This is a genomic window from Streptomyces barringtoniae (genome assembly GCF_020819595.1).
Classification (GTDB): domain Bacteria; phylum Actinomycetota; class Actinomycetes; order Streptomycetales; family Streptomycetaceae; genus Streptomyces; species Streptomyces barringtoniae.
Genome location: NZ_JAJHNP010000020.1, coordinates 108717 through 134609 on the forward strand (window position 1 = coordinate 108717; position 25893 = coordinate 134609).

A 25893-nucleotide genomic window follows, 5' to 3' on the forward strand; every position below is an offset into this window, starting at 1 on the left:
GCTTCACCTCTCGATGCGTGGATCAGCCGGCGTAGGGGTCCGGCACGTGGCCCGGCCGGGCCAGGAACTCGAAGTCGCAGCCGGTGTCGGCCTGCGTGATCTGGCCGTTGTGGAGGACGCCGTAACCGCGCTCGTACCGGGCGGGCGGCGGGGTCCACGCGGCGCGCCTGCGCTCCAGCTCCGCGTCGTCCACGTGGAGACGGAGGCTGCGGGCCTCGACGTCCAGGGTGATGAGGTCACCGGTGCGCACGAGGGCCAGGGGTCCGCCGACGTACGACTCCGGGGCGACGTGCAGCACGCAGGCGCCGTAACTCGTGCCGCTCATCCGGGCGTCGGAGATCCGGACCATGTCCCGCACGCCCTGCCTGAGCAGGTGGTCGGGGATGGGGAGCATGCCGTACTCGGGCATGCCGGGGCCGCCCTTGGGTCCGACGCCCCGCAGCACCAGCACGCTGTCGGCGGTGATGCCGAGCGCGGGGTCGTCGATGGTGCGCTGCATGGTCCTGTAGTCGTCGAAGACGACGGCCGGGCCGGTGTGCTTCAGCAGGCGGGGTTCGGCCGCGATGTGCTTGATGACCGCGCCGTCCGGGCAGAGGTTGCCGCGCAGGACGGCGACCCCGCCCTCGCTCGCGACCGGGTTGTCGCGCGGACGGATGACGTCGTCGTGGTGCACCTGCGCGCCTTCCAGCTGCTCGCGCAGGGTGTCGTAGGACACCGTCGGCCGGTCCAGGTGGAGCAGGTCGGTGATCCGGGACAGGAAGCCGGGCAGGCCGCCCGCGAAGTGGAAGTCCTCCATGAGGTACTTCCGGCCGCCGGGGCGGACGTTGGCGAGGACGGGCACGGTCCGGGCGATGCGGTCGAAGTCGTCCAGGGTGAGCTTCACCCCGGCCCGGCCGGCCATGGCGATCAAGTGGATCACGGCGTTGGTGGAGCCGCCGAGGCCCAGCACCGTGGTGACCGCGTCCTCGAAGGCCTCACGCGTGAGGATCCGCGACAGCCTCCGGTCGCTGCGCACCAGCTCCACGGCCGTCATCCCGGCCCTGGCCGCCATCCGGTCGTGTCCGGAGTCGACGGCGGGAATGCTCGACGCGCCCGGCACGGTCACGCCGAGGGCCTCGGCGGCGGCGGTCAGCGTGGACGCCGTACCCATGGTCATGCAGTGCCCCGGGGAGCGCGCGAGCCCGCTCTCCAGCTCGGTCATCTCACAGTCGCCGATGAGACCGGCCCGCCTGTCGTCCCAGTACTTCCACATGTCCGTGCCGGACCCGAGCACCTCGCCCCGCCAGTGCCCCGGCAGCATGGGCCCGGCGGGCACGAAGACGGCGGGCAGATCGGCGCTGGCCGCACCCATCAGCAGTGCGGGCGTGGACTTGTCGCACCCGCCCATCAGCACGGCCCCGTCCACCGGATAGGAGCGCAGCAGCTCCTCGGTCTCCATCGCCAGCAGGTTCCGGTAGAGCATCGGCGTCGGCTTCTGGAAGGTCTCGCTCAGCGTCGAGACCGGGAACTCCAGCGGAAACCCGCCCGCCTGCCACACGCCCCGCTTCACCGCCTGGGCGCGGTCCCGCAGGTGCACATGGCACGGGTTGATGTCGGACCACGTGTTGAGCACGGCGATCACGGGCTTGCCCAGGTGCTCCTCGGGCAGATACCCGAGCTGCCGGGTCCGCGCGCGGTGACTGAACGACCGCAGCCCGTCGGTCCCGTACCACTGATGGCTTCTCAGCTTCTTCGCAGAGCCGCTCATATGGACCATCCGGCGGCGATGGCGGCGACCTCGGCGCGCTCGTCCTCGGGAAGCGGTCTGCTCGGCGGGCGGACGTCGCGGCGGCACAGGCCGAGCGCGGCCAGGGCTTCCTTGACGACGGTGACGTTGTTCGCGGAGCCGTGCGCGGCGCGGAGTTCCTCGAAGCGGCGGATCTGCTCCCAGATCTTCATGGCGGCCGGATAGTCGCCGGATCGAAGCGCTTCAACCATGTTCAGCGAAACGGCCGGGGCCACGTTCACGAGTCCGGAGGTGAAGCCGGTGGCGCCCGCGGAGAAGTAGGAGGGGGCGTACGGCTCGGCGAGACCGGCGACCCAGACGAAGCGGTCGAGGCCCGCGTCCCGGGCGAAGGCGGCGAACCGCGCGGCGTCGGGTACGGCGTACTTCACACCGATGACGTTCGGGCAGTGGTCGGCGAGTTCGGCGAGCCGGGCGCCGGGCAGCTGCGCGTTGCGGATGTACGGCACCACGCCCAGCCCGGGCACGGCCTCGGCGATGGCGCGGTGGTAGTCGACCCAGCCGGCCGCCGAGACGTACGGGTGGACGGGCTGGTGGACCATGACCATCGGGGCGCCGAGGTCGCGGGCGTGCCGGGCGGAGGCGATGGCCGTGGGCAGGTCGTGGCCGACGCCGACGAGGACCGCGGCACGGTCGCCGGCCTCCTCGGTCGTCAACTCGGTGACCAGGCGGCGCTCTTCGGGGGTGAGGGCGTAGAACTCGCCGGTGTTGCCGTTGGGGGTGAGGGTGCGGATCCCGCCGTCGAGCAGGCGACGCAGCAGGGCCCGGTGGGTGCCGGTGTCGACGGAGCCGTCCGCGGCGAAGGGGGTCACCGGGATGGCCACCACGTCGGCCAGGGCCGCCCGTTGGGTCTCGAACGTCACGCTGCTCATGAATGACCTTCCTCTGCGGGGAACGCGCGCCGGACGAAGGAGGCGATGTGGGCGTGCAGGGCGCTCGCCGCGCCGTCGGCGTCGCCGTCGAGCGCGAGTCGGAGGATCTCCCGGTGCTCGGCGGCCTCCCGCTCCCAGGAGGGCTCGGCGGCCCAGGCGACGGCGGAGACCAGTGCGGCCTGGTCGCGGACCTCGTCCAGCATCCGGCCGAGCAGCGGGTTGCCGCACGGCAGGTAGAGGGCGCGGTGGAACTCCCGGTTGGCGAGCGACCGTTCGGCGGTGTCGTGGGCGGCATCGGCCCGGTTCAGCGCGTCGCGCGCGGCGCCGAGGGAGGCCCCCCGCCCGACGGTTCTTCTCAGTGCCTCGGGTTCCAGCAGCAGCCGCACGTCGTAGACCTCGCGTGCCATGTCCGCGTCCACCATGCGCACCGTGACGCCCTTGTACTGGCTCATCACCACGAGCCCGGTCCCGGCGAGCGTCTTCAGCGCCTCCCGCACCGGGGTCTTGGACACCCCGAACTGCGCGGCCAGCTCCGTCTCGACCAGGGCCTGACCAGGAGCCAGCTGCCCGGTCAGGATGCGGTGTTTGATCGCGTCCAGAACGTACTGCGTGCGGGACGGGATCGGGGTGGGCACAGAGGTCATGCGGCCCTCTCGGATCTCACATATCGCGTCTCATATATGACGTACGAAGTACGACGCGGTCGAAGGTAGGAGGGGGCCCGTGTTTCGTCAATGTCTATGACAAAAGAAGGCAGAGCTGCGGTCAGACGGTGTGGACGGCACCCTCGACGGCGGTGCGGGTGGGCCGGCCGGAGGCCGCCGCGGCCCGGGCGGTGGCCGCCTCACGGGTGAGCGTGGGTCCGACATGGGTGACCAGCAGCTCGCGGACGCGCGCCGCATGGGCGATCCGCCCCGCGTCCTCGGGCGTCAGATGGACCTGCTCCCGGTGTTCGCCGTCGCGATGCGTGTCGATGTCCGCCTCGCACAGGAACAGGTCGGCGCGGGAGGCGAGTTCGCCCAGCGCGGCACACGGCCCGCTGTCCCCGGAGTAGGCGAGCACGCTCCCCTGGCATTCGGCGCGCAGCCCGTACGCCTCGGTGTCGTGGGCGACGGCGCGTGCGGTGAGGCGGAGGTTCCAGTGCCGGACGTCATGGCCGTCGTACAGGGCCCGGAAGTCGAAGACGCCCTTGAGGAAGGCGACGTCCGCCCGCCCGAAGAAGCCGACCAGCCGGCGGGCGCAGTCCTGCGGCGCGTACACCGGGATGGGCGCGGCCGGGGTCATCCCGCCGAAGGCGAAGGCGTAGGCGGCGGGCAGCAGGTCGGCGCTGTGGTCGGCGTGCAGGTGGGAGATCCAGATCGCGGTGAGCCGTGCGGGGTCCGTGTGCCGCTGCAACGCGGCGAACGTGCCGGGCCCCGCGTCCACCCACACCTCGGCACCCCCGCCGGACAACAGGTACCCGGAGCAGGGCCGCTCGGGGCCGGGGTGCGGGGAGGCGGTGCCGAGGACGGTGAGGGTGAGTGGCATGGGGGGAGAGTACGACGGCCGTGGGTTCCGCTTCGGCCCACTCGGGCAAGCGGAACCGGGGCGTCAGGCGCCCGGTACGGGGAAGTACTGGGCGGCCTGGGCCTCGTAGGGGGTGCGGTAGTGACCGTTCGGGGGTTCCCGGATGCGCGTCGGCCGGACTGAGCACCTCCTCGTCACCGGCCGGGACGTGCTTCAGCCGGGTACACCTCTCACCCGGCGGCAGCTTCGAACCCTCCGGCCTTCAGGTACCGGGCCTCGCGCGTGTCGGGGAGCGAGGGACCTGAGCTTGCGCGGCACGCTCGTCCGACACCGCGGTCGGCAGCCGGCGTTGTTCTCACTCCGGGCGCCATCCCGGATTCCGCCCGCTCAGGCCCACCGCCCGGTCCAGCAGGGGTGCCTCCGGCGGCACCGGGACGACCGGGCCGAAGAGGCCGCCGCCGCGGTTCGGGTCCTCGGCGGCCGCGAGCAGGAAGCCGTGGGCCGAGTCCAGCGCCGCGGGGTCGGGAGCGTAGGGCCGGCCGATGGCGCGGGCCAGGTCCCAGCCGTGGATGACCAGTTCGTCGGCGACGACGGCGCCGGCGACCTCGCCCGGCAGGTTCACCCCGCCCGCGCGGGTCGTCCCGGTCCAGGCGGCCGGCTCGCGCCAGGCGTCGGCCAGTTCGTCCAGGGCCTTGGGCAGCTCCGCGCGCCAGCCGGGGCCGATGTCCGGTACGGCGGCGGTCGGATTGGTGTCGGTGGTCGTACCGAGGTCCTTGCGAGCGGCGTCGCGGAAGGCCACCGACAGCATCTGGATGTGGCCCAGCAGACTCCGCACCGCCAGGTCCGGGCACGGTGTGGGTGCGGTCAGTTGCTCGTCGGCCACGGACTCGGCGAGCCGCGCCAGGATCCGGGTCTGCGGCCCGAGGTCGACCATGTTCATGCCTCACTCCTTCACGGTTGCGCTCCTCCTGCGAAGTACTGACCGGCCGGCTCCCGAAAACTCATCGGTGCCCCGCAGCCGCTCCCACGGCGATCGTCCGCCGCCCAGGCACCACACCGCGATCACCGGATCGCACAGCGCGCAGCCGAACGAGGAGTCGTGGGCGAAGGGGATGATCGGGTGCCCCTTGAGGTGGTGCACGACGTCCCAGGCCGTGTGCAGCAGCCAGCCGCCGCCGATCCAGGCCCAGGAGTCCAGTCCCTTGTACGCCACCCAGGTGGCCACCGCGGTGAACACGAACTCCCAGCCGCCCAGCCCTCCGCCACTGAGATAGGCGGCGCCCGCGCCGGCCACCATGACCGCGTTCAGGCGGCGCCGGTGCGGCTCCGGGACGAGGGACATCGACAGGACGTAGACGAGACCGATCAGGATCGGGGCGAGGTAGCGCGTGGCGCCGACGGTAGGTTCGGGCGGGCGCGCGCCCCAGGGGCATTACCGACAGGTTCCGACGGATTGCCGCCGTCCGCCGGCCCTGCCGGACAAGGCACCTTACCGATCCGCGCCCACCCGCCTTAGACCCACGATGAGCAGGCATGACGACTTCCTGGACCCTGCTCCGCGTGCTGCGCGGGCGCAACGCGGGGCTGTATCTGGCGGCGGTGGTGGTGTCGGGCTTCGGCAACTCCGCGCTGTTTCTGGCATCGGGTGTGTGGGTGAAGGACCTCACCGGATCCGACGGCCTGGCCGCGCTGTGCATGTTCGCCACGTGGGCCCCCACCGTGGCCGGCCCGCCGCTGGGCACGATCGCCGACCGGGTGCGGCGCAAGCCCCTGCTGGTGGCTCTGAACGCGGGCCTGGCGGCCCTGCTGCTCACTGTGTGCACCGTGGACTCTCCGGGCGGCCTGTGGCTGCTCTTCACCGTGCTGCTGGTCTACGGCGCCGCCGAGGTCGTCCACGACGCGGCCGAGTCCGCCCTGGTGACCTCGGCGATCGGCCCGGACCGCCTGGGCGGCTTCAACGGGCTGCGCATGGCCGTCACCGAGGGCATGAAGCTCGTCGCCCCGCTGACCGGCGCGGGCCTGTACACGGCCTTCGGCGGCCCGGCCGTCGCCTGCCTGGACGCGGGCACCTTCGTGGTCGCCGCCGGGTTGTACGCCCTGCTGCGGGTGCGCGAGGAACGGCCGGTCCGGTCCGGCGGCAGTTGGCGCGAGGAGACCGCGGAGGGCGTCCGGCACCTGTGGGGTCACCCGGAACTGCGCCCGCTGGTCCGGGCGGGCGGTACGACGATGCTTTTCACCTCCCTGTGCGGCACGACGCTGTACGCCGTCGTCGACCGGCTCGGCCACTCCCCCGCGTACACGGGCGTGCTGTACGCCGTCCAGGGCGCCGGTTCGGTGGCGGCCGGGCTCGTCTCGGGCGCCGCGCTGCGGCGGCTCGGTGCGCGCCGGTTCGCGGCGGCGGGGATCGCGCTGACGGCACTCGCGGTGGCCGCCCGTGCCGTGCCGTCGGACCCGGTGGCCCTCGTGTCGTCCGCGGCGGCCGGTCTCGGCCTGCCCTGCGTGCTCGTCGCGGTCTTCACCGCCGTGCAGCAGCAGACGCCCGGCCCGCTGCTCGGACGGGCGACGGCCACCGCCGGCACCCTGGTCTTCACCCCCAACGCCGTCGGACTGGCCGTAGGCGCGGCCCTGGTCGAACTGGCCTCCCCGGCACTGCTGTTGCCGCTGTACGGCCTCGCGCTGCTCGGGACGGCGGCTTGCCTGGCTCAGCGCGCCGGCAGCGCCTCGCGCACCGAGGCGAGGTCCGAGTCCGACGCCAACCCGGCGTGATAGAGCCGCAGTTCGTTCGCGCCCTGCGCACGCGCGCGTGCCGCGTCCGCCGCGAGTGTGCCGGGGCTGCCGCCCATGCCGGAGACGACGGTGAGGTTGGCGGCCAGCACCGTCCCCTCCCGGGCCGCTTCGGCGAAGGGCGCCAGCAGGGCCGTACCGCCGGTGCAGGGCACCACCACGCCGTCGGCGACGGCGAGGACGCGGGCGGGGTCGACGCCGGCGTTGGCGCCGCAGTGGTAGGAGACCGGGTCGGCGTGCAGCAGGACCTGGAAGCCGGCCGGTGCGGCGGCGCGCACGGCGGCGACGGCCTGCTCCTGGAGCGTACCGGCGACCTCGTCGCGCCACGCGCGCGTGCGGGCCGCCTTCTCCTCGCCGAGCAGCTTCTCCACCGTCGGCCAGCCCTCGTCGCCCGCCGCGCTCCGCCACAGCGGCTCCAGCGCGGCCCGCACGGAAGCGGCCAGCTCCTCGGGATCCAGGCCCTGTTCGCCGTAGCCGGCGCGGCAGGACGGGCAGAAGCACAGGGACATCAGGTACTGCCCGGCCTCACCGAGACCGACACCGCCGGTCTTGTCGTGGGCGTGCAGGTGCTGGAGCCCGTACCAGCCGGCGGACTCCAGTTCGGTGCCCTGCGCGCCGGGGCGTACGGCGGCCTCGGCGGCCAGGTCGACCAGGTACGCGCGCGTGGCGGGCTGGGCGATGCAGGGCGCCCAGGGGTAGTGGTCGCCGTAGGCGTTGACCACCGAGGTGTCCGGGTGTTCGGCGCCCAGGCGGGAGTTGTGCGCGAGGACGACCCAGGTGTGCACCTCGAGGCCCGCCGCGGCCAGAGCGGCCGCCGCCTCGCCGTAGGCGTCGCCGGGGGCCCAGCGGCCGGCGGGGTACGGCCTCAGGCCCCGGCCCGCCCAGCGCTCGCCCGGCGGATAGAGGACGGCCGCGTACTCGGCGGTGACGATGCGGTGGCGGGGGTGGCGGGGGGTCAGGGCGCGGGTGGAGTGGTAGGCGGCGGCGAGGGTCACCTGTTCCACGCCGAGCCCGGCGATGCGCGCGGGGGCCTCCGGGTCCCCGCCCACGTCCCAGGGGTAGACGAACGCCGACGCCTTCACGCGCCCTCCTTCGAGCCGCACGGACGCTCGCTCACGCGTCCCCCTTCGAGCCGTACCGACGCTCGCTCACGCGTCCTCCTCCAGCAGCGCGCAGCCCCGCTCGATCAGCTGGGCGAGCTGTTTGACATGGTCCTCCGCCGGCTCGTGCAGCGGGGGCCGGACCTCGCCGACGTCCAGGCCGCGCAGCCGTACGCCCGCCTTGACGAGCGAGACGGCGTAGCCGCGGCCCTGGGCGCGCAGTTCCACGAACGGGCGGTAGAAGCCGTCCAGGAGGCGCCGCAGGGTCGCCGTGTCGCCCGCGGTCAGGGCCCGGTGGTAGGCGAGGGCGATCTCGGGGGCGAAGCAGAAGACGGCCGAGGAGTACAGGGTGACGCCGAGGGCGTGATAGGCGAGCTGGGTCTGCTCGGCGGTGGGCAGGCCGTTGAAGTACAGGAAGTCGCCGGGGACTTCGGTGCGTACGGTGCTGATGATCCGCTGCATCAGGTCCAGGTCGCCCAGGCCGTCCTTGAGGCCGATGATCCCGTCGGTGCGGGCGAGTTCGGCCACCGTCCGCGGGGTGAAGACGGCGTTGTCCCGCTGGTAGACGATCACCGGCAGCCCGGTGGCCGCGGCGACCTCCCGGTAGTGCCGCAGCAGGCCCTCCTGACCGGCGAGCACGAGGTACGGCGGCATGGCGAGGAGGCCGTCGGCGCCGGCCTGCCCGGCGAGACGGGCGTAGCGGACGGCGAGCGCGGTGCCGTAGCCGGCGCCCGCGACGACCGGGACACGTCCCTCGGCCGCCTCCACGGCCGCCCGGACGCAGGCCTCGAACTCCTCCGGCAGCAGCGCGTGGAACTCCCCGGTGCCGCAGCAGGCGAACACGGCGGCGGCACCGGCGGCGACGCCGCGGCGGACGTGGGTGCGGTAGACATCGAGGTCCAGCGAGCCGTCCGGGCCGTAGGCCGTGACGGGGAAGAAGAGCGGCCCGCTCGGTTCGCGGAGCCGTTCGGTGAGAGGGGCTGGCGTCACGGGCTCTCCCTTGGGACACGCCGGTGCATGTTTCACGGGTGCATGTTTCTGATCCACGTCCATATTTCTGAACGCGACCACGCTAAGGGCGCTTCTTGTGGCAGGTCAAGCAGGCAAACTCGCAACACCCGGAGCGAATTCGCCGACTCCACGCAACACTTGACGGTGCGCGTCGAAACTCTCTAGCGTGTCCACGTATGTGAATATCGGCCACAAGGAGAACCGAGGATGCCAGCTCCCCGCACCGTTCTGCTCACCGGCGCCGCCGGCGGGCTCGGCACCCTGATGCGGTCCCTGCTGCCGGAGTACGGCTACACGCTGCGCCTGTTCGACGTGCGCCCCATCGAGGACGCGCCGGACGCGATCACCGCCGACCTCACCGACACGGCGGCCCTGCGCGAGGCCGTACGGGGCGTGGACGCGGTCCTGCACCTGGCGGGCATCTCCCTGGAGGCCCCCTTCGAGAAGATCCTGAAGTCCAACATCGAGGGCACCTACAACCTCTACGAGGCCGCCCGCCAGGAGGGCGTGCCCCGGATCGTCTTCGCCTCCTCCAACCACGCCGTCGGCTTCACCCCGGCCCCGCGCCCGGGCGAGCCGCCGATCCCGGTCGACACCCCGCGCCGCCCGGACACCTTCTACGGCCTGTCCAAGTCCTTCGGCGAGGACCTCGCCCAGCTGTACTGGGACAAGCACGGCCTGGAGACCGTGTCCGTGCGCATCGGCTCCTGCTTCCCGGAGCCGACCAGCGTGCGCATGCTCTCGGTGTGGATGAGCCCCGCCGACGGCGCCCGCCTCTTCCACGCGGCCCTGACCGCCGAGGAGGTCGGCCACACCGTCGTCTACGGCTCCTCCGCCAACACCCGGCTGTGGTGGGACCTGGCCACCGCGCGGGCGCTCGGCTACGAGCCGCAGGACGACTCCGAGCCGTACGCCGAGAAGCTGATCGCCGAGCAGGGCGAGCTGGACCCCGACAACCCGGCGCACAGCCACCTGGGCGGGCACTTCGTGAACGACCCGCCGGTCTGGCCGTACTGAGTTCCGCCGGCCGCGGGAAGGCGCACCCCTACCCGGACGCCGCACCACGCGGCCGGCCGGGGCAACCCTGACGGCCCCGGCTGCCGCCACGCCGGGGCCGGTCCCCACGGCGGCCACCGGCGCACCCGGGACACCGACGAACCCCGCCTCGCCACTGCGCCGAGCCGGGCCGCCCAGCAGCCGCCTCCCGGCGAACACCGTCGGCCGGACACCACCGGCGGCGCCCGCACGGCCCGCAGCCCCGGCGCCTCCCTCCCGGCCGTACCCGCCGTGGCCCCTCCGGCGAAGGCCACCGGGCCCGGACACACGGCAGCCCCACCGGCCCGCACGCCCTGAGGAGGACGGCCGGCGCGTCGGCCACACCCGCGGCACCCCCGGCAGCCGGCCGCCCCCGGCGGCGACGACTGCGACCCGGCCACCGCGCAGCACGGAGCCGGAGCCGGGGCCGGGGCGGGAGGGCCCGGAAGGACTCCGGCCGGAATAGCTCGGGCGGCTCAAAACGATCGTCCGCGCACGCGGGCGGGCACCGAACGGGCCCGCCCGCCGCCGTGTTCGGGCATCCACGGCGCCCGCTCCCACCCCGCCGGGCACGGCCGCGCAGGTCCGCGCCGGGCACCGCCCTCGGTAAACGGGCGCAAACGGGCAGTATCGGGCCCGCAACAGGCCTGGCCACTGCCGCACGGCCGCTGTAGAACTTCCCCCAAGGGCCCGAACGGGCAGTTCCGCGGGAAGGTGGGTGAGGGGATGAGCACAGGGACGGCGGAAGAACGCCAGCGCGCGATCGTGCGGGCCGCGCGCGCCACCGGATCGGTCGACGTCACCGCGCTCGCCGCCGAGCTGGGCGTGGCCAAGGAGACCATCCGGCGCGATCTGCGCGCCCTGGAGGACCACGGGCTGGTCCGCCGTACGCACGGCGGCGCCTATCCGGTGGAGAGCGCCGGCTTCGAGACGACGCTCGCCTTCCGCGCCACCAGCCACGTCCCCGAGAAGCGCCGGATCGCGGCCGCCGCGGCCGAGCTGCTCGGGGACGCGGAGACGGTCTTCGTGGACGAGGGCTTCACCCCGCAGCTCATCGCCGAGGCCCTGCCCGCCGAGCGGGCACTGACCGTGGTCACCGCATCCCTGCCGGTCGCGGGCGCCCTGGCGGAGGCCGAGCAGATCCAGGTCCTGCTCCTCGGCGGCCGGGTCCGGGCCGGCACGCTGGCCACCGTCGACCACTGGACGACGAAGATGCTCGCCGGCTTCGTCATCGACCTCGCCTACATCGGCGCCAACGGCATCTCCCGCGAGCATGGCCTCACCACCCCCGACCCGGCGGTCAGCGAGGTCAAGGCGCAGGCGATACGGGCCGCGCGCCGCACCGTCTTCGCGGGCGTGCACACCAAGTTCGGCGCGGTCAGCTTCTGCCGGTTCGCCGAGGTCGGCGCGCTGGAGGCGATCGTGACGAGCACCCAGCTCCCGGCCGCCGAGGCCCACCGCTACTCCCTGCTGGGCCCGCAGGTCATCCGGGTCTGAAAGTCCAACTCACTCCCCCTAGAGGCGTTCCACACCGCCAAGTGCCCTTTATATCCCGATATCTTCAGGAGCGATCCATGCGAACCCAGAGCCGACGGAGGCCGCGAGCCACGCTCGTCATGGCCGCCGCAGGGACGCTGCTCTCCCCGCTGCTCTCCGGCTGCTGGGTCGGCGCGGGCGGGACCGGTGGCGGCGACTCCATCAACGTGTTGATGGTCAACAACCCCCAGATGACCGAGCTGCAGAAGCTCGCCCCCCGCTTCACCGAAGAGACCGGCATCAAGGTCAACTTCACGGTCCTGCCCGAGAACGACGTCCGCGACAAGATCAGCCAGGACTTCGCCAACCAGGCCGGCCAGTACGACGTGGCGACCCTGAGCAACTACGAGATACCGATCTACGCCCGCAACGGCTGGCTGCACGAGATGAACTCGTACGTCGCCAAGGACCCGTCGTACGACGAACAGGACGTCCTTGGCCCCATGCGCCAGTCCCTGACCGCCTCCGACGGCAGGCTCTACGGCCAGCCCTTCTACGGCGAGTCGTCCTTCCTGATGTACCGCAAGGACGTGTTCGCGGCGAAGGGCCTGACCATGCCGGCCCACCCCACCTGGCAGCAGGTCGCCGACCTCGCCGCACAGGTGGACGGCGCCAGGCCCGGCATGAAGGGCATCTGTCTGCGCGGCCTGCCCGGCTGGGGCGAGATGATCGCGCCGCTGACCACGGTGGTGAACACCTTCGGCGGCACCTGGTTCGACAAGAACTGGAAGGCGCACCTGGACTCCCCCAAGTTCGAGAAGGCGACGAAGTTCTATGTCGACCTGGTCCGAAAGCACGGCGAGTCCGGCGCCGCCCAGTCCGGCTTCGCCGAGTGCCTCAACGACATGACCCAGGGCAAGGTCGCCATGTGGTACGACGCCACGTCCGCGGCCGGCCTGCTGGAGGCGAAGGACTCCCCCGTCCAGGGCAAACTCGGCTACGCCCCCGCCCCCGTGGAGAAGACCCCGTCCTCCGGCTGGCTCTACACCTGGGCCTGGGGCATCCAGAAGGCCTCCCGCAATCCGGACAAGGCCTGGAAGTTCGTGTCCTGGGCGTCCGGCAAGGGGTACGAGCAGCTGGTCGGCCGGACCAGCGGCTGGCCGAACGTACCGGCGGGCAAACGGGCGTCGACGTACACCAACGCCGACTACCGCGCTTCGGCCGCCGCCTTCCAGGACATGACGAAACAGGCCATCGAGAGCGCCCGTCCCAGTGATCCCGGCGTGCAGCCGCGTCCGGCGCCCGGCATCCAGTTCGTCGACATCCCCGAGTTCACCGACCTCGGCACCAAGGTCTCCCAGGAGATCAGCGCGGCCATCGCCGGACGCCAGTCCGTCGACTCGGCCCTGAAGAACTCGCAGGCGCTCGCCGAGAAGATCTCCAAGGAGTACGAGGGACGATGACCGCGACGACAGCACCCCTTGCGACCGCACCGGTACGCGCCACGCGGCAGCCCTCCGCCCGCCTGCGCGCCTGGGCCACCCGGGCCCCGCTCATGCCCGCCCTCGTCTTCATGGTGGTGGTGACCCAGCTGCCGTTCGTGGCCACGCTGGTGATCTCCCTCTTCGACTGGAACGCCCTCTATCCCAAGGCCCGGCACTTCACCGGCCTGGACAACTACCGACAGGTCCTGACCGACGCGGACCTGCGCCACTCGGTCTGGACGACCGTGCTGCTCACGGTGACAGTGGTGCTGGTCAGCCTGGTCCTGGGGCTGGCGCTGGCGCTGCTGCTGAACCGGAAGTTCCGGGGCCGGGGCATCGTCCGCACCCTCCTCATCGCGCCCTTCCTGGTGGTGCCGGTGGCCGCGGCCCTCCTCTGGAAGCACGTGCTCTACAACCCTGAATACGGCCTGTTGAACGGGTTGTTGCACTATGTGGGAGGCCCACAGCCCGACTGGATCTCCAACACCCCGCTGCTCGCCGTCGAGGCCTCCCTGGTGTGGCAGTGGACGCCGTTCATGATGCTGATCCTGCTCGCCGGGCTGCAGAGCCGTGACCCCGAGCAGATCGAGGCCGCCCGGGTCGACGGCGCGAACGACTGGCAGGTCTTCCGTCATCTGACGCTCCCGCACCTGCGCCGCTACCTCGAACTCGGCGCCCTGCTGGGCTCGATCTACATCGTCCAGAACTTCGACGCGGTCTTCACGATCACGTCCGGCGGACTCGGCACCGCCAACCTGCCCTACACCGTCTACCAGAGCTTCTACCAGGCCCACGAGAACGGCCTCGCCTCGGCCGCCGGCGTCCTGGTGGTCATCGGCTCGATCATCATCGCGACCTTCGCCCTGCGCGTGGTGTCGTCCCTGTTCCGCGAGGAGGTGTCCCGCGCATGAACGCCGTGCTCCGCCGCAACGGCCTGGGTCTCGTCGCCTGGCTCGTCGGGATCGTGTTCTTCCTGCCCATCGCCTGGATGGCGCTGACGTCCTTCCACTCCGAGGCGGACGCGGCGACCAACCCGCCGTCCTTCGCCGCCTCGCTGACCCTCGACGGCTACCGCGAGTTCTTCGGATCGGGCGGCGGCGCGAGCCCCTGGCCGGCGCTGATCAACTCCACGGTGGCGTCCGTGGTGTCGACGGTCTGCGTGCTGCTCCTCGCCCTGCCGGCGGCGTACGCGCTGTCCATCCGGCGGGTGCGCAAGTGGACCGACGTCCTGTTCTTCTTCCTGTCCACGAAGATGCTGCCGGTGGTGGCCGGTCTGCTGCCGATCTACCTGTTCGCGAAGAACACCGGGATGCTCGACAACATCTGGCTGCTGGTCATCCTCTACACCTCCATGAACCTGCCGATCGCGGTGTGGATGATGCAGTCGTTCCTCGCCGAGGTCCCGGTGGCGGTGATCGAGGCGGCGCAGATCGACGGCGCCCGGCTGCCGACCGTCCTCGCGCGCGTGGTCGCCCCCATCGCCCTGCCCGGCATCGCCGCCACCGCACTGATCTGCTTCATCTTCAGCTGGAACGAACTTCTCTTCGCCCGAGTCCTCACGGGCGTGGTCGCCGAGACCGCCCCCGTCTTCCTGACCGGCTTCATCACCAGCCAGGGCCTGTTCCTGGCCAAGGTGTGCGCCGCGTCGCTCGTCGTCTCCCTGCCGGTGCTCGCCGCGGGGTTCGCCGCCCAGGACAAGCTCGTCCAGGGCCTGTCGTTGGGAGCCGTGAAATGAAGGCCGCCGTCATCGAGTCCGTGGGCCGCGCCGTCGTCGCCGAGGTGCCGGACCCGACGCCCGGCCCGCGCGAGGTCGTCGTGGAAGTGGCCGCCTGCGGCCTGTGCGGCACCGACCTGCACATCCTCCAGGGCGAGTTCGCGCCCAAGCTGCCGATCGTCCCCGGCCACGAGTTCGCGGGCGAGGTGGTCGGCATCGGCACCCGGGTCACCGAGGTGGCGGTCGGCGACCGGGTGGCCGTGGACCCCTCCCTGTACTGCTACGAGTGCCGTTACTGCCGTACCGGCCACAACAACCTGTGCGAGCGGTGGGCCGCGATCGGCGTGACCACGGCGGGCGGAGCGGCGCAGTACGCCGTCGCGCCGGTGGCGAACTGCGTGAAGCTGCCGGACCACGTGCGCACCGAGGACGCGGCCCTGGTCGAGCCGCTGTCCTGCGCGGTGCGCGGCTACGACGTCCTGCAGTCCCGCCTGGGCGCACACGTCCTGATCTACGGCTCGGGCACGATGGGCCTGATGATGCTGGAGCTCGCCAAGCGGACCGGCGCGGCCCGCGTGGACGTGGTGGACGTGAACCCGGCGCGCCTGGAGACGGCCGTACGGCTGGGCGTCTCGGCGTCGGCGGCGAACGCCGACGAACTGGACCGCCCGCAGGGCTGGGACGTCGTCGTGGACGCGACCGGCAACGCGGCGGCGATCCAGGACGGCCTGGGCCGGGTGGCGAAGGCGGGTACGTTCCTGCAGTTCGGGGTGGCCGACTACGCGACCCGGGTGACGATCGACCCGTACCGCATCTACAACCAGGAGATCACCATCACCGGCTCCATGGCGGTGCTGCACAGCTTCGAGCGGGCGGCCGAGCTGTTCGCGAACGGGGTGCTGGACCCGCAGGTGTTCATCAGCGACCGGATCCCGCTGGCGCGTTACCCGCAGGCACTGGAGCAGTTCGCGGCGGGGGTGGGGCGGAAGATCGTGGTGGTGCCGTAGGCCGTTCGGCGGGCCGTTCGACGGGTTTCTGCGGGTAAGGGAACGGTAAAGCGGTGTCGTTCGTTCACCCGGCATGACAGCTATGACCCCTGGCTCGAACATCCCTCTGCCGGCCGCGCGCGTGACGGTGGACGTCGCCGCTCCGGTGCGGCTCGACGTGTCGGGCCTGCTGCTCACCGCCGACGGCAAGGTGCGCTCGGACGACGACTTCATCTTCTACAACCAGCCGGCGGGGCCGGGCGTGACGTACGCCTCCGGCGGCGGTGCGGCGCCGGACGCGATCACGGTCGACACCGCCGCCGTCCCGCCGGACATCGAGAAGATCGTGGTCACGGCCAGCCCGGACGCGGCCGGCCAGACCTTCCAGGGCATCGAGCCGACGGCCACGATCCGCGACGCGGACGGCGGCGCGGTGCTGGCCACGTTCACCCCGCCCCAGCTCGGCGCGGAGACGGCGCTGGTCGTCGTGGAGATCTACCGCCGGGGCGGCACCTGGAAGGCCCGCGCGGTGGGCCAGGGGTACGCCAACGGACTGGCCGGCATCGCGACGGACTTCGGGGTGACGGTGGAGGAGCCGACGGCGGCCCCGGTGGCTCCTCCGCAGCCGGTGGCCCCGCCGGCGCCCACCGTGCAGACCCCGGTCACCCCGCCCGCCCCGCCGGTGTCCCCTCCCCCGGTCCCGCCCGCGCCCGCTCCGGGCGCGGGGAAGATCAACCTCGACAAGGGCCGGGTCAGCCTCCAGAAGAACCAGACCGTTTCCCTCGTCAAGGGCGGCCGCCCGCTGCTCGCCCAGGTCAGCATGGGGCTCGGCTGGGAGCCGGCGTTCCGCGGTGCGGACATCGACCTGGACGCGTCGGTCATCGCCTACGGCCCGCAGCGCAACCACGTCGACAGCTGCTACTTCGGCAAGCTGACGATCCTGAACGGCGCGATCAAGCACTCCGGCGACAACCTCACCGGCGAGGGGGCGGGCGACGACGAGGTGATCACGGTCGACCTCGGCCGCCTGCCCCAGGAGGTCACCGGCCTGGTCTTCACGGTCAACTCCTTCTCCGGCCAGAAGTTCACCGAGGTAGCCAAGGCCTACTGCCGCCTGCTGGACGCCGCCACCGGCGAGGAACTGGTCCGCTTCGACCTCACCCATGCCGAGCCCCAGACGGGTGTGATGATGGCCAAGCTCATCCGCCAGCTCTCGGGCGAGTGGGACATGACGGCGCTGGGCGACTTCGTCAAGGCCCGGACGGTGAGAAACATGGTGGAGCCGGGGGCGCGGGCCCTGTAGACGGCCGTACGGGAGCCGGTGGCGCCCCCCGTCCGTCAGGGGGCGCCCGGTCGCAGTCCCTCCGTCAGCAGGGACAGGTAGCGGCGGATCTGTCTCCCCTGCCCGTCCGCCAGCTCCGACGCGGACGCCACGCCATGCGCCAGGCGCAGGACCTCGATCGGCTCGACGTCCTCCCGCAGGCTGCCCGCCCGCTGGGCCGCCTCCACCAGCCGCCGAGCCGCGTCCTGCATATGGGTGCCGCAGGCCGTGGCCGCGACGGTGCTGCCGTCGGTGACGGCCGAGCCCAGGAGGGCCTTCAGTCCGCGCACCTGGATCGCCCCGACACCCACCTCGCCCAGCCACTCCACCAGCGCCTCGCCCGGCGGGAGTTCGGCGGCCAGTTCGTCGGCCCGGGCCGCCATGGCCTCGATCCGGTCCACGTACGCGGCCTCCAGCAGCGCCTGCCGGGTCGGGAAGTGCCGGTAGAGCGTGCCGGAGCCGACGCCCGCCCGCTTGGCGATGTCGTCCAGCGACGCGTTCTCCCCGTGCTCGGCGAAGGCCTCCGCCGCGACCTTCAGCAGCCGCTCGTAGTTGCGCCGAGCGTCCGCGCGCATGGGCCTGGCCTGCGGCATCCACAAACTCCTCGCGAACCGGGGATTTCCCCCGAATCCTATCGGGACCCGGTCCGCCCGGTCAGCGCGCTTCCGGGGCTTCGTACCCGCCGCCGGCCGGGTCCGGTCCGAGGTGGCGGCGTACGGCACCGGTGCCCAGGCCGATCGCGGCACGCGTCCGCATGGGGCCGTCGTCACGGCGGGACAGCACCGCGATCTCGGCCACGCGCGCGTGCAGTACGCCGAGCCGGGCGGCGCATTCGGCGGCGAGGACGCGCGGGGTGTGGGTACGGCCGAGCGAGAGGTGCGGGGTGAAACGCGGGAAGCGGTCCGTGCAGGACGGGAAGGGCTCCGCCAGCACGCGCCGGAGCTCCGTCCAGGGCGCGGTGCCGGCCGCCGCGGGGTCGAGCCACACGGTGGAGTAGGACCGGTGACGGAAGGAGCGGACCCCGCCGAGCCGGATGTCGAAGGGCTCGCACTCCGAGGCCGCGGCGGCCAGCAGCGGGAGCGCCGCCGGGAAGTCCTCCTCCGGCACGAAGCCGAAGATCAGGTTCACATGGGGCGGCCAGCGGCGGATCTGCGGGTCGTGCTCGGCGCGGATGTCCTGGATGACGGGCCACAGCCCGGCCGGCGGCAGCCAGGCCACGGCGGTCCGGGGCGTCGGAGCCGACTCCAGGCGGCCGGGGGCGGCAGCCGGGCGGGGCGTCGGGGGACGGGGCATACCGCCATCATGACCCCCGCCCGCCGACGGCCGCCGTACGTGAACTCCGGCGGGTGGTCACCATCCCCGCCGCACGATCAGGCTCCTCACGCCACCGAAGCGCTCACGTCCACCCAAGCGTCGGAGAAGCGTTCAGCCGCGCGCTTGTGGTGGTGCTTGCACGGCTTGTGATGGTGCTTGCACTTGTGGTGTTTGTGACAGGGCTTCGCCTCCTTGTGTTTGTGACAAGGCTTCGACTCCTCATGCTTGTGACAGGGCTTCGAGCCGTGGTGCTTGTGCTCCGGCTTCGACTCCTCGTGCTTGTGGCCCCGCTCCGAGTGCCTCTCGCCGTGCGGGGCGCCCCATGTGACCACCGCGGTGGCCTGCGCGGAAGCCACGGCGGAGACCTGGTACGGACCGTCGTTGCCGTCGGCGAAGCCGACGCCGGCGCCCAGGGTGGACAGTCCCGCGACCACCGCCGCCACGAGTGCGGCGCGCTGAAACGTGCGCATGCTTGTGCCCTCTCTCATCAGAGTGTGATGGTGCTACTACTCAGCGTGAGAATAGACACACGGATTGTAGGAATGTGCGATCTGAGGGCCGGGCACGCCGACTAGAACAGTGCGCTGTACGCGTTCAGCGCCGGCTGGCCACCGAGGTGGGCGTAGAGCACGGTGGAGTCCCTGCCGATCTCACCGCGGCGGACGAGATCGATGAGCCCGGCCATGGACTTGCCCTCGTACACCGGGTCGGTGACCATGCCCTCGGTCCGCGCGGCCAGCCGCATCGCCTCAAGGGTGGCCTCGTCGGGGATGCCGTACGTCCCCCCGTGGTACCGCTCGTCCAGCTCGATGTCCGCTTCGGTCAACTCGCTCTTCACACCGATGAGTTGGCCGGTGGCGTGGGCGATGCGGGCGATCTGCCCACGGGTGGCGGCCGGTTCGGCCGACGCGTCGACGCCGATCACCCGGCGCCGCCGTCCACCGGCCTCCTCCAGTGCCCGGAACCCGGCGACCATGCCCGCCTGCGTGGACCCGGTCACCGAGCACACGACGACGGTGTCGAAGAACACGCCCGACTCTCGCTCCTGAGCGGCGACCTCATGGGCCCAGCCTGCGAAGCCGAGGCCGCCGAGCGGGTGGTCGGAGGCGCCGGCCGGGATGGCGTACGGCTTACCGCCCGCCGCCTCCACGTCCCTGAGCGCCTGCTCCCAGCTCTCCTTGAACCCGATGCCGAACCCAGCCCGCACCAGCCGCACCTCGGCCCCGGCGAGCCGGCTGACCAGGATGTTGCCGACCTTGTCGTACACGGAGTCCGGCCACTCGACCCAACTCTCCTGGACCAGCACACACTTGAGCCCGGCGCGGGCGGCGACGGCCGCGACCTGACGGGTGTGGTTGGACTGCACGCCGCCGATCGACACCAGCGTGTCGCAGCCCTGGGCGAGCGCGTCGGCGACCAGGTACTCCAGCTTGCGGGTCTTGTTCCCGCCGTAGGCGATCCCGGAGTTGCAGTCCTCCCGCTTGGCCCAGAGGCAGGCGCCGCCGAGATGGGCGGTCAGGCGCTGCAGGGGGTGCACCGGGGAGGGCCCGAAGAGAAGGGGGTAGCGGGCGTAGGACGACAGGGACACGGGACCTCCAGTGGCAGAAGACGGGGTCAGTCGGGGTCGGCCAGGTCGGTGAGCGTGCGCCAGATCTCCTCCGTGACCCGGACCGCGCCGTCCACGTCACCGCCGGCGCAGGCCTCGATCAGCCGCTCGTGCAGTCCGGCGGAGCGGCACGAGCCGCCCTCGCCGAAGCGCTGCCGCTCCAGGCGGCGGATGAGCGGGGTGTAGCGGGCGGCGGTGGCGGCGGCCGCACGGTTGCCGGCCGCCCGGACCAGCACGTCGTGCAGGTCGTCGTCGGCGCGCAGGGCCTCGTCCACGTCGCCGGAGCGCACGGCGGCGGCGAACCGGTCGTTCGCCGCGCGCATCTCCGCGACGTCCGCCGGCCGCAGCCGGGGTACGGCGACCCGGTTGACCAGCTCGTGCATGGCGCCGACCACGGCCGCCGCGTCCCGTACGTCGGCGGCGACCAGCGGGGTGACCCGGGTGTAGCTCTGCGGCTTGCTCTCCAGCAGCCCCTCGTCCACCAGCCGCGAGAAGGCCTCACGCACCGGCGCCCGGGACAGCCCCAGCCGCTCGGCCAGGTCGGCGTCGCGCACCACCGCGCCGGGTTCGATCTCCCCGGCCACGATGGCGTCCCGGATCGCGGCGTAGGCACGGTCCCGCAGCAGGGTGCGGGGAACGGGTCGCAGGGCCTGCATGGACTGAAATGTTAGATGTCAGACCGGCGCACGGACAAGGGTGTGGCCCGCACCCCCCGTAGAAGTGCGGGCCACGCTCAGGGCCGGACGCCGCTCAGTTCTGCCACGGCCAGCGGCTGTCGTCGGCCGCCTCGAGCAGTGACACCATCCGGAAGGCCGCGTCCGAGAGACCGCCGAAGGTGTGCCGGTTTCCGCTTCCCGACGGTCCGTGGCCCGCCCGGTACCCCTCCAGGTTCCAGGTGTAGACGGGCACATGGGCCGGGATCCGGGCGGTAGAGTCGCCGTGCCGGTTCGGGGCGTACTGCTCGTCGGTGACGATCAGCACCCGGTCGTGCTTCCTGTAGTGCCGGCGCACCGCGTCGGTGGTGTCGGTGCCGCCCAGGTCGCCGAAGCGCTCCAGGATCTTCAGCACCGACTCGCCCTTGCGGAACGTCACCCTGTCGCTGGTCGTACCGAACTGGACGAGGTCGGCGTCGGCCGCCCGCAGCGCGAGCGCGGTGCCGAAGATCGCCGCCGCATCCGCCCGGGTGAGCTCCGAGCGGTCGCGCGACTGCGCCCAGAACATCGAGCCCGACCGGTCGACCAGGACCAGCGTCCGGCCCGGCAGCGCGGGCACGTTGGCCAGCGAGTGGCCGAGCGCCTGCTCCAGCGGCCAGGACCAGCGCAGTGACGGCGCGTGCCGGTGGGCGGCGAGGTAGCGGAACGGGAACTGCCGCGAGCGCACCACCTGCTCCGGGTCGCTGATCTTCGCCGCCACGCGGGCCGCGACCTCGTCGGACACCCCGGCCTCGTCGAAGTTGCGCAGGTTGCGCACGAGCGCCATCGCACCCATCGACGGGATCACGGCCTCCCAGGCCGCCTTGTCCATGGGGCCCTGGAGCCAGCCTGCCAGCGCCTCCCAGGTGATGCCGGCCGCCGCGAGCCGTTCGGCGCCACCGGGCGCGGTGACGACCGCCCGCCGCTCCTGGACCGGCAGGGCCATCAGCTCCCGGTGGGCGGTGAGCACCGGCAGGGACGCGGGCGGCACGGCGGTGTCCGGGTGGTGCCGGCGGTCGAGCGCGTACTGGAACAGCTCGCCCTGCCACGGCTTGTCCGGGTCCGGTGCCGCGTGCACCAGGTTGAGGATGTCGCCGAAGCGGTAGCCCTTGGACGCGGTGTCGTACTTCAGCAGCGACTTGGCGTGGTACAGCCGTCGTACGGCGTCGGCGACGCCGCGCTTTATGGGCTTGGGCACGGCACGGCCGTACGCCGACGTCCAGTACGCGAGCAACTCGCCGGGCTCGTCCGGGCGCTGGAGCACGGAGTCCACGACCTGCCGGTTCGACGGGCCGTCGGTCGCGCCGGCCGTCAGACGTGCGTGCACGTACTCGGCGGCGCCCACCAGCGACGCCGTCCGCATGTGGCCCTCACCGCGCAGCCAGCCGAGCAGGCCGGCCGTCCAGTGCGGGTCGCTGACGGCGAGGTCGCGCACGAGCCGGGCGAACCGGTCGTCGCGGTCGGTGCCGGACTCGTAGAAGGTGTTCCGGGTGACGAAGTTGGAGACCGCGAGGAGGAAGAGCTCGGAGCGGGCGTCGCGCTCGTGGCCCTTGCCGCCCTCGTGGGTCCGCAGGGTCCGGCCGGTGGTGGTGACGGGCGAGGCCGGCTGTGCCGTCGCGGCACGCGTGTTGAATCGCGCCATGGTGAATTCCCCCGAATTCATTGCCGTTTCGGAGGAAGGCGCAGCAATTGGAGGGTGTCCGAGTTCAGAGGTCGGCGACGGTCACATAACCCGGCGCGTCTTCCACTTCCGCCACACCGACACAAGTCGATGACGGGATTCGAACCCGCAACATACCGGGTCCCGAAGTATCCGCTGCCTGCGCACCGGACATCCACCACGAGCTGCGCCTCCCGAGATCAGGTCGGCTGCGGCTGTTGTTTCATTCCTGGAAAGGGAAGTAGCCGCTGCCCTCGCACCGGGAGGTGCGTGACGTTGTGATCTCACTGTAGGAGGCGCAGCACCGGACGTGCGAGCGGATTAATCTCCGCTTCCGCCGTTACCGCTTCTGCCGCTTCCACGGCCCCGTGATCGCGAGCATGATGCCGGGCGTCTGGATGTTGGCGAACAGGGTCCGGCCGTCGGGCGAGAAGGTGACGCCGGTGAACTCGCTGTACTCCGGCTCCGCTTCGGTGCCGCCCGCCGCGGTAGCGGCTGGTGTCATCGCGAGCTCGTTACGGGCGATCGGGTAGGTGCGGCCGCTCTCGGTGGCGCCGAACAGGTGCTGGACGCCCTCGCCGTCCTCGGCGATGACCAGGCCGCCGTACGGGGACACGGTGATGTTGTCGGGGCCGTCGAAGGCGCCGTCCTTGCCCGGGTCCGGGTTCACGCCGAGCAGGACCTTGAGCGTCAGGGTGCGGCGCCGCGGGTCGTAGAACCAGACCTGGCCGTCGTGCTGGACCGGGCTCTCCGCGCGGGCGTAGGAGGAGACGATGTAGGCGCCGCCGTCGCCCCACCACATGCCCTCCAGCTTGCGGGCGCGGGTGACCTGGCCGTCGGTGAACTGCTTGCGCACCGACACGGTCTTCGCGTCGCGGTCGGGGACGTCCACCCAGTCGACGCCGTAGACGGTACCGATCCTCGTGGCGCGGGACAGGTCGTCCACGAACTTGCCACCGGAGTCGAAGCACCTGAAGGCCTGGAGCCGGCCCGCGTCGTCGGCGAGGGTGCGCAGCCTGCCGCGGCCGTGGCTGAAGCCCTCCGGCGGGGTCCAGCGGTAGAGCAGGCCGTTGGGACCGGCCGCGTCCTCGGTCAGGTAGAGGTGGCCGCGCTTGGGGTCGACGACGACGGCCTCGTGGGCGTAGCGGCCGAGGGCCTTGACCGGCTTCGGGTCGCGGTTGGCCCGGCGGTCCTCCGGGTCGACCTCGAAGACATAGCCGTGGTCCTTGGTGAAACCGTTCTTGCCGGCCTTGTCCTCGGTCTCCTCGCAGGTCAGCCAGGTGCCCCACGGGGTGCTGCCGCCCGCGCAGTTGGTGGCGGTGCCGGCGATGCCGACCCACTCGGCGACCTCGCCGCCGCGGCGGACCTCGACGACGGTGCAGCCGCCGGCCGCCGCCGGGTCGTAGACGAGCCCCTCGGTCAGCGGCACCGGGTGCGGCCACTGGGCGCGGGGGCCGGCGAGCTCGTGGTTGTTGACGAGGAGGGTCGAGCCGCGGGGGCCCTCGAAGGCGGCGGTGCCGTCGTGGTTGGACGGGGTGAACTCGCCGGACTCCAGTTTCGTCCTGCCGCTGTAGGTGATGATCTCGTACGTGAAGCCCGCGGGCAGGGCCAGGATGCCGTTCGGGTCGGAGATCAGCGGGCCGTAGCCGACGCCGTGGTGGCCCTCGTGCGCCGGCTCCGTCTCGGTGCTGTCGATGTCGGTCGCGGCGAGGGCGTTCGGCGCGGTGGAGAGTGCGCCGACGCTGCCCACCAGGGCGACCCCGGCACCGGTGATCGCGGATTTTCTGGCGAAGTCCCTGCGGGTGAGCGACATGGTGTGTCTCCTGAGACGGTCGGAGTGCCGTGGAGGATGGCGGACCTCGGTTCGGCGCACACGCTCCCGCCACACCTTGAACGGGGGTTGAACAACGGACTACTTCAGAGGCCCTTGTTCAAGAATCCGTATGCGCCACCCCATGACCGGCTCAAGGACACCTTTCAAGCCCCGTGCTGCGACCGCGCCTTGAACGCCGCCTTCCGCGCTTCCTTCGCCACCTTCTTGTCCGGATGCAGCCGCCCCATCGCCTCCAGCACGTCGGCCGTGGCCGGGTGCTCCACCCGCCAGGCCGCGGAGAAGAACCCGCTGTGCTGCGCGGCAAGCCCCTCCACCAGCGCCTGCAGCTCCTCGGAGTTGCCCTCGGCCGCCAGCTGCGCGGCCACCGTGTCGATGGTCAGCCAGAACACCAGCTCCTCGGACGGCGCCGGCACCCCCGCCGCCCCGCGTTCGCTGAGCCACACCCGGGCGAGGCCGCCCAGTTCCGGATCGTCCAGCACCTCCCGCAGCGCCGGCTCGGCCTCGGTGCCGACCAGGGACAGGGCCTGCTGGCAGCGCAGCCGGCGCAGCGGGGCGCCCGCGTCCGCACCCCGCGCCGCCGCCAGCAACTCCCGTGCCGCGGCGAGCGGTTCGCGGCGCGCGAGCCACTGCTCGGTCTCGGCCTGGGCGGCCGCCCGGCCGAACACGGCCGTGGCGTCGAGCAGCGCGTCCGCACCCTTGTCGGCGAGGTCCCCGACGGCCGGCGCCCGGAACCCGGCCTCCAGCAGCCGGGCTCGCAGCCCGTACGCACCGAGCGGGGTGAGCCGGACCATCCCGTACCGGGTGACGTCGGTGTCGTCCAGCGACGCCGCGGGCTCCTCCCCGGCGTCGGCCATCAATGCCTCGTCCACCGGCTGGTACTCCACGAGCCCGACCGGCTCCAGCACCCGGAACTGGTCGTCGAGCCGCATCATCGCGTCGGAGACCTGCTCCAGGACGTCGTTGGTGGGCTCGCCCATGTCGTCGGGGACGATCATGGAGGCGGCGAGGGCGGGCAGCGGGACCGCGTCCCCGCCGGGGCCGTCCTCACTCACCGTCAGCAGATAGAGGTTGCCGAGGACGCCGTCCAGGAACTCCGCCTCGGCCTCGGGATCCCAGTCGAGTGACGAGAAATCGATCTCGCCGCCCTCGTCCAGGGCGTCGACCACGTCGTCCAGATCGGGGACGCTCGCGTCGGCGACGACAGTCTCCAGCGCGCTGAGCCACACCGCGAGCACATCGGCCGGGGCGCCCCCGGTGAGCAGCTTCAGCTCCTCGCCGGCCCGGACCGTCCCGGCCTCCTCGTCCACGATCTCGACCAGTCCCGCGTCCACGGCGACCCGCCAGGCCTCGCTTGCGTACGCGGCGGCGTCGTCGCCGCTCAGCCCGAGCAGTTCGGCGGCGGCCGGAAGCTGCTCCTCGACCAGTCCGCCGCCGGCGTCCACGCGGGTGTCGGGCCCGGCCCAGCGGGCGAGGCGGGCGGCGCGGGAGAGCAGCGGAGTGGACAGCGCGGCATGTGCCAGCTCCGCTTCGGGGCGCAGCCGTACGGGCGGCAGGGGGGAGCTGTCTGACATCGGCTGGTTCTCCTCGGACCGTGAACGGGCTCAGCCGCTCAGCCTAGACGGATTTCCACCCATGCCGCCCGGTTCATCTCCCCGTCGGCCACCGTACATGGCCGAAACCTTGACAACTCCCGTCGCCAGGCAGGAGATTGACGC

At 72.2% G+C, this 25893-nt stretch carries 23 protein-coding genes and 1 pseudogene; 8 read left to right on the plus strand and 16 right to left on the minus strand.

The genetic code is table 11. The annotated features are described in order from the left end of the window. Positions 1 to 22 precede the first annotated feature (22 nt). The 6 genes and pseudogenes from araD to LMU33_RS30880 form a co-directional block, all read right to left on the minus strand. Positions 23 to 1756 carry an L-arabinonate dehydratase gene (araD, locus tag LMU33_RS30855; protein ID WP_228624025.1) on the minus strand — a complete coding sequence of 578 codons (1734 nt, stop codon included), beginning with the start codon at positions 1754 to 1756 and terminating at the stop codon, positions 23 to 25. After that, positions 1744 to 2655, minus strand: a complete 912-nt coding sequence (locus tag LMU33_RS30860; protein ID WP_228624027.1) for a dihydrodipicolinate synthase family protein — start codon at positions 2653 to 2655, stop codon at positions 1744 to 1746. The genes araD and LMU33_RS30860 overlap by 13 nt, the downstream gene beginning before the upstream one ends. Next, positions 2652 to 3299, minus strand: coding sequence for a GntR family transcriptional regulator (locus LMU33_RS30865; protein WP_228624029.1), 648 nt, complete (start codon positions 3297 to 3299; stop codon positions 2652 to 2654). Before LMU33_RS30865 ends, LMU33_RS30860 begins: the two co-directional genes overlap by 4 nt. Before the next feature lie 121 nt (positions 3300 to 3420). Then, positions 3421 to 4182, minus strand: coding sequence for an MBL fold metallo-hydrolase (locus tag LMU33_RS30870; protein ID WP_228624030.1), 762 nt, complete (start codon positions 4180 to 4182; stop codon positions 3421 to 3423). Between the two features lie 334 nt (positions 4183 to 4516). Beyond that, entirely contained in the window at positions 4517 to 5101 is a 585-nt protein-coding gene (locus LMU33_RS30875) for a TIGR03086 family metal-binding protein (RefSeq protein WP_228624032.1), read from the minus strand. Positions 5102 to 5104: 3 nt separating this feature from the next. After that, positions 5105 to 5548 (minus strand): annotated as a pseudogene (locus LMU33_RS30880) (DUF6010 family protein); the annotation flags it as partial. Between the two features lie 146 nt (positions 5549 to 5694). On the opposite strand from LMU33_RS30880, the gene LMU33_RS30885 reads away from it, so the two are divergent. Next, entirely contained in the window at positions 5695 to 6927 is a 1233-nt protein-coding gene (locus LMU33_RS30885) for an MFS transporter (RefSeq protein ID WP_228624034.1), read from the plus strand. On the opposite strand, the gene LMU33_RS30890 is transcribed toward LMU33_RS30885, so the two are convergent. Continuing rightward, the gene (locus tag LMU33_RS30890) at positions 6864 to 8027 is read right to left on the minus strand and encodes a hypothetical protein (RefSeq protein WP_228624035.1); all 1164 of its coding nucleotides are present in this window, start codon (positions 8025 to 8027) and stop codon (positions 6864 to 6866) included. The two genes, LMU33_RS30885 and LMU33_RS30890, sit on opposite strands and share 64 nt — an antisense overlap. Positions 8028 to 8093: 66 nt before the next feature. Then, positions 8094 to 9035 (minus strand): 5-dehydro-4-deoxyglucarate dehydratase, encoded by a 942-nt coding sequence (locus LMU33_RS30895; protein ID WP_228624037.1) that lies wholly within the window; start codon positions 9033 to 9035, stop codon positions 8094 to 8096. Between the two features lie 228 nt (positions 9036 to 9263). Here LMU33_RS30895 and LMU33_RS30900 point away from each other — a divergent pair, with 228 nt between their 5' ends. The 7 genes from LMU33_RS30900 to LMU33_RS30930 all read left to right on the plus strand — a co-directional run bounded on the left by LMU33_RS30900 (position 9264) and on the right by LMU33_RS30930 (position 17054). After that, positions 9264 to 10073, plus strand: coding sequence for an NAD-dependent epimerase/dehydratase family protein (locus LMU33_RS30900; RefSeq protein WP_228624039.1), 810 nt, complete (start codon positions 9264 to 9266; stop codon positions 10071 to 10073). Between the two features lie 744 nt (positions 10074 to 10817). Beyond that, positions 10818 to 11588 (plus strand): DeoR/GlpR family DNA-binding transcription regulator, encoded by a 771-nt coding sequence (locus LMU33_RS30905; RefSeq protein WP_228624040.1) that lies wholly within the window; start codon positions 10818 to 10820, stop codon positions 11586 to 11588. 77 nt (positions 11589 to 11665) lie between these two features. Beyond that, complete coding sequence (locus LMU33_RS30910; RefSeq protein ID WP_228624042.1) at positions 11666 to 13030, plus strand: ABC transporter substrate-binding protein; 1365 nt, start codon at positions 11666 to 11668, stop codon at positions 13028 to 13030. Further along, entirely contained in the window at positions 13027 to 13962 is a 936-nt protein-coding gene (locus LMU33_RS30915; protein WP_228624044.1) for a carbohydrate ABC transporter permease, read from the plus strand. Before LMU33_RS30910 ends, LMU33_RS30915 begins: the two co-directional genes overlap by 4 nt. After that, positions 13959 to 14786: a carbohydrate ABC transporter permease gene (locus LMU33_RS30920; RefSeq protein WP_228624046.1), complete on the plus strand. Its 828-nt coding sequence runs from the start codon at positions 13959 to 13961 to the stop codon at positions 14784 to 14786. The genes LMU33_RS30915 and LMU33_RS30920 overlap by 4 nt, the downstream gene beginning before the upstream one ends. Continuing rightward, positions 14783 to 15772 (plus strand): zinc-dependent alcohol dehydrogenase family protein, encoded by a 990-nt coding sequence (locus LMU33_RS30925; RefSeq protein WP_228624048.1) that lies wholly within the window; start codon positions 14783 to 14785, stop codon positions 15770 to 15772. Before LMU33_RS30920 ends, LMU33_RS30925 begins: the two co-directional genes overlap by 4 nt. A gap of 82 nt (positions 15773 to 15854) precedes the next feature. Further along, on the plus strand, positions 15855 to 17054 hold the full coding sequence (locus LMU33_RS30930) for a TerD family protein (RefSeq protein WP_228624050.1): 1200 nt from the start codon (positions 15855 to 15857) through the stop codon (positions 17052 to 17054). A 35-nt stretch (positions 17055 to 17089) separates the two neighbouring features. Here the strand turns inward: LMU33_RS30930 and LMU33_RS30935 are convergent, their stop codons facing one another. The 8 genes from LMU33_RS30935 to LMU33_RS30970 form a co-directional block, all read right to left on the minus strand. Next, complete coding sequence (locus LMU33_RS30935) at positions 17090 to 17665, minus strand: TetR/AcrR family transcriptional regulator (RefSeq protein ID WP_228624052.1); 576 nt, start codon at positions 17663 to 17665, stop codon at positions 17090 to 17092. A 61-nt stretch (positions 17666 to 17726) separates the two neighbouring features. Beyond that, a complete protein-coding gene (locus LMU33_RS30940) occupies positions 17727 to 18365 on the minus strand; it encodes a 2'-5' RNA ligase family protein (protein ID WP_228624053.1) in 639 nt (212 codons plus the stop codon). Between the two features lie 86 nt (positions 18366 to 18451). Then, a complete protein-coding gene (locus LMU33_RS30945) occupies positions 18452 to 18856 on the minus strand; it encodes a hypothetical protein (RefSeq protein ID WP_228624055.1) in 405 nt (134 codons plus the stop codon). Between the two features lie 101 nt (positions 18857 to 18957). Continuing rightward, on the minus strand, positions 18958 to 19974 hold the full coding sequence (locus LMU33_RS30950; RefSeq protein ID WP_228624057.1) for a 1-aminocyclopropane-1-carboxylate deaminase: 1017 nt from the start codon (positions 19972 to 19974) through the stop codon (positions 18958 to 18960). Between the two features lie 26 nt (positions 19975 to 20000). Beyond that, on the minus strand, positions 20001 to 20648 hold the full coding sequence (locus LMU33_RS30955) for a GntR family transcriptional regulator (RefSeq protein WP_228624059.1): 648 nt from the start codon (positions 20646 to 20648) through the stop codon (positions 20001 to 20003). Positions 20649 to 20742: 94 nt separating this feature from the next. Next, entirely contained in the window at positions 20743 to 22326 is a 1584-nt protein-coding gene (locus LMU33_RS30960; protein WP_228624061.1) for a TROVE domain-containing protein, read from the minus strand. Between the two features lie 358 nt (positions 22327 to 22684). Then, entirely contained in the window at positions 22685 to 24157 is a 1473-nt protein-coding gene (locus LMU33_RS30965; protein WP_228624063.1) for an alkaline phosphatase PhoX, read from the minus strand. 164 nt (positions 24158 to 24321) lie between these two features. Further along, on the minus strand, positions 24322 to 25749 hold the full coding sequence (locus LMU33_RS30970) for a hypothetical protein (RefSeq protein WP_228624065.1): 1428 nt from the start codon (positions 25747 to 25749) through the stop codon (positions 24322 to 24324). Between the last annotated feature and the right edge of the window lie 144 nt (positions 25750 to 25893).

What these genes read in the sequence shown, in the direction of transcription:
- araD (WP_228624025.1), bottom strand. Translation starts at nt 1,756, where the DNA reads ATGGTCCATATGAGCGGCTCTGCGAAGAAGCTGAGAAGCCATCAGTGG.
- LMU33_RS30860 (WP_228624027.1), bottom strand. Translation starts at nt 2,655, where the DNA reads ATGAGCAGCGTGACGTTCGAGACCCAACGGGCGGCCCTGGCCGACGTG.
- LMU33_RS30865 (WP_228624029.1), bottom strand. Translation starts at nt 3,299, where the DNA reads ATGACCTCTGTGCCCACCCCGATCCCGTCCCGCACGCAGTACGTTCTG.
- LMU33_RS30870 (WP_228624030.1), bottom strand. Translation starts at nt 4,182, where the DNA reads ATGCCACTCACCCTCACCGTCCTCGGCACCGCCTCCCCGCACCCCGGC.
- LMU33_RS30875 (WP_228624032.1), bottom strand. Translation starts at nt 5,101, where the DNA reads ATGAACATGGTCGACCTCGGGCCGCAGACCCGGATCCTGGCGCGGCTC.
- LMU33_RS30885 (WP_228624034.1), top strand. Translation starts at nt 5,695, where the DNA reads ATGACGACTTCCTGGACCCTGCTCCGCGTGCTGCGCGGGCGCAACGCG.
- LMU33_RS30900 (WP_228624039.1), top strand. Translation starts at nt 9,264, where the DNA reads ATGCCAGCTCCCCGCACCGTTCTGCTCACCGGCGCCGCCGGCGGGCTC.
- LMU33_RS30905 (WP_228624040.1), top strand. Translation starts at nt 10,818, where the DNA reads ATGAGCACAGGGACGGCGGAAGAACGCCAGCGCGCGATCGTGCGGGCC.
- LMU33_RS30910 (WP_228624042.1), top strand. Translation starts at nt 11,666, where the DNA reads ATGCGAACCCAGAGCCGACGGAGGCCGCGAGCCACGCTCGTCATGGCC.
- LMU33_RS30915 (WP_228624044.1), top strand. Translation starts at nt 13,027, where the DNA reads ATGACCGCGACGACAGCACCCCTTGCGACCGCACCGGTACGCGCCACG.
- LMU33_RS30920 (WP_228624046.1), top strand. Translation starts at nt 13,959, where the DNA reads ATGAACGCCGTGCTCCGCCGCAACGGCCTGGGTCTCGTCGCCTGGCTC.
- LMU33_RS30925 (WP_228624048.1), top strand. Translation starts at nt 14,783, where the DNA reads ATGAAGGCCGCCGTCATCGAGTCCGTGGGCCGCGCCGTCGTCGCCGAG.
- LMU33_RS30930 (WP_228624050.1), top strand. Translation starts at nt 15,855, where the DNA reads ATGACCCCTGGCTCGAACATCCCTCTGCCGGCCGCGCGCGTGACGGTG.
- LMU33_RS30935 (WP_228624052.1), bottom strand. Translation starts at nt 17,665, where the DNA reads ATGCCGCAGGCCAGGCCCATGCGCGCGGACGCTCGGCGCAACTACGAG.
- LMU33_RS30940 (WP_228624053.1), bottom strand. Translation starts at nt 18,365, where the DNA reads ATGCCCCGTCCCCCGACGCCCCGCCCGGCTGCCGCCCCCGGCCGCCTG.
- LMU33_RS30945 (WP_228624055.1), bottom strand. Translation starts at nt 18,856, where the DNA reads ATGCGCACGTTTCAGCGCGCCGCACTCGTGGCGGCGGTGGTCGCGGGA.
- LMU33_RS30955 (WP_228624059.1), bottom strand. Translation starts at nt 20,648, where the DNA reads ATGCAGGCCCTGCGACCCGTTCCCCGCACCCTGCTGCGGGACCGTGCC.
- LMU33_RS30960 (WP_228624061.1), bottom strand. Translation starts at nt 22,326, where the DNA reads ATGGCGCGATTCAACACGCGTGCCGCGACGGCACAGCCGGCCTCGCCC.
- LMU33_RS30965 (WP_228624063.1), bottom strand. Translation starts at nt 24,157, where the DNA reads ATGTCGCTCACCCGCAGGGACTTCGCCAGAAAATCCGCGATCACCGGT.
- LMU33_RS30970 (WP_228624065.1), bottom strand. Translation starts at nt 25,749, where the DNA reads ATGTCAGACAGCTCCCCCCTGCCGCCCGTACGGCTGCGCCCCGAAGCG.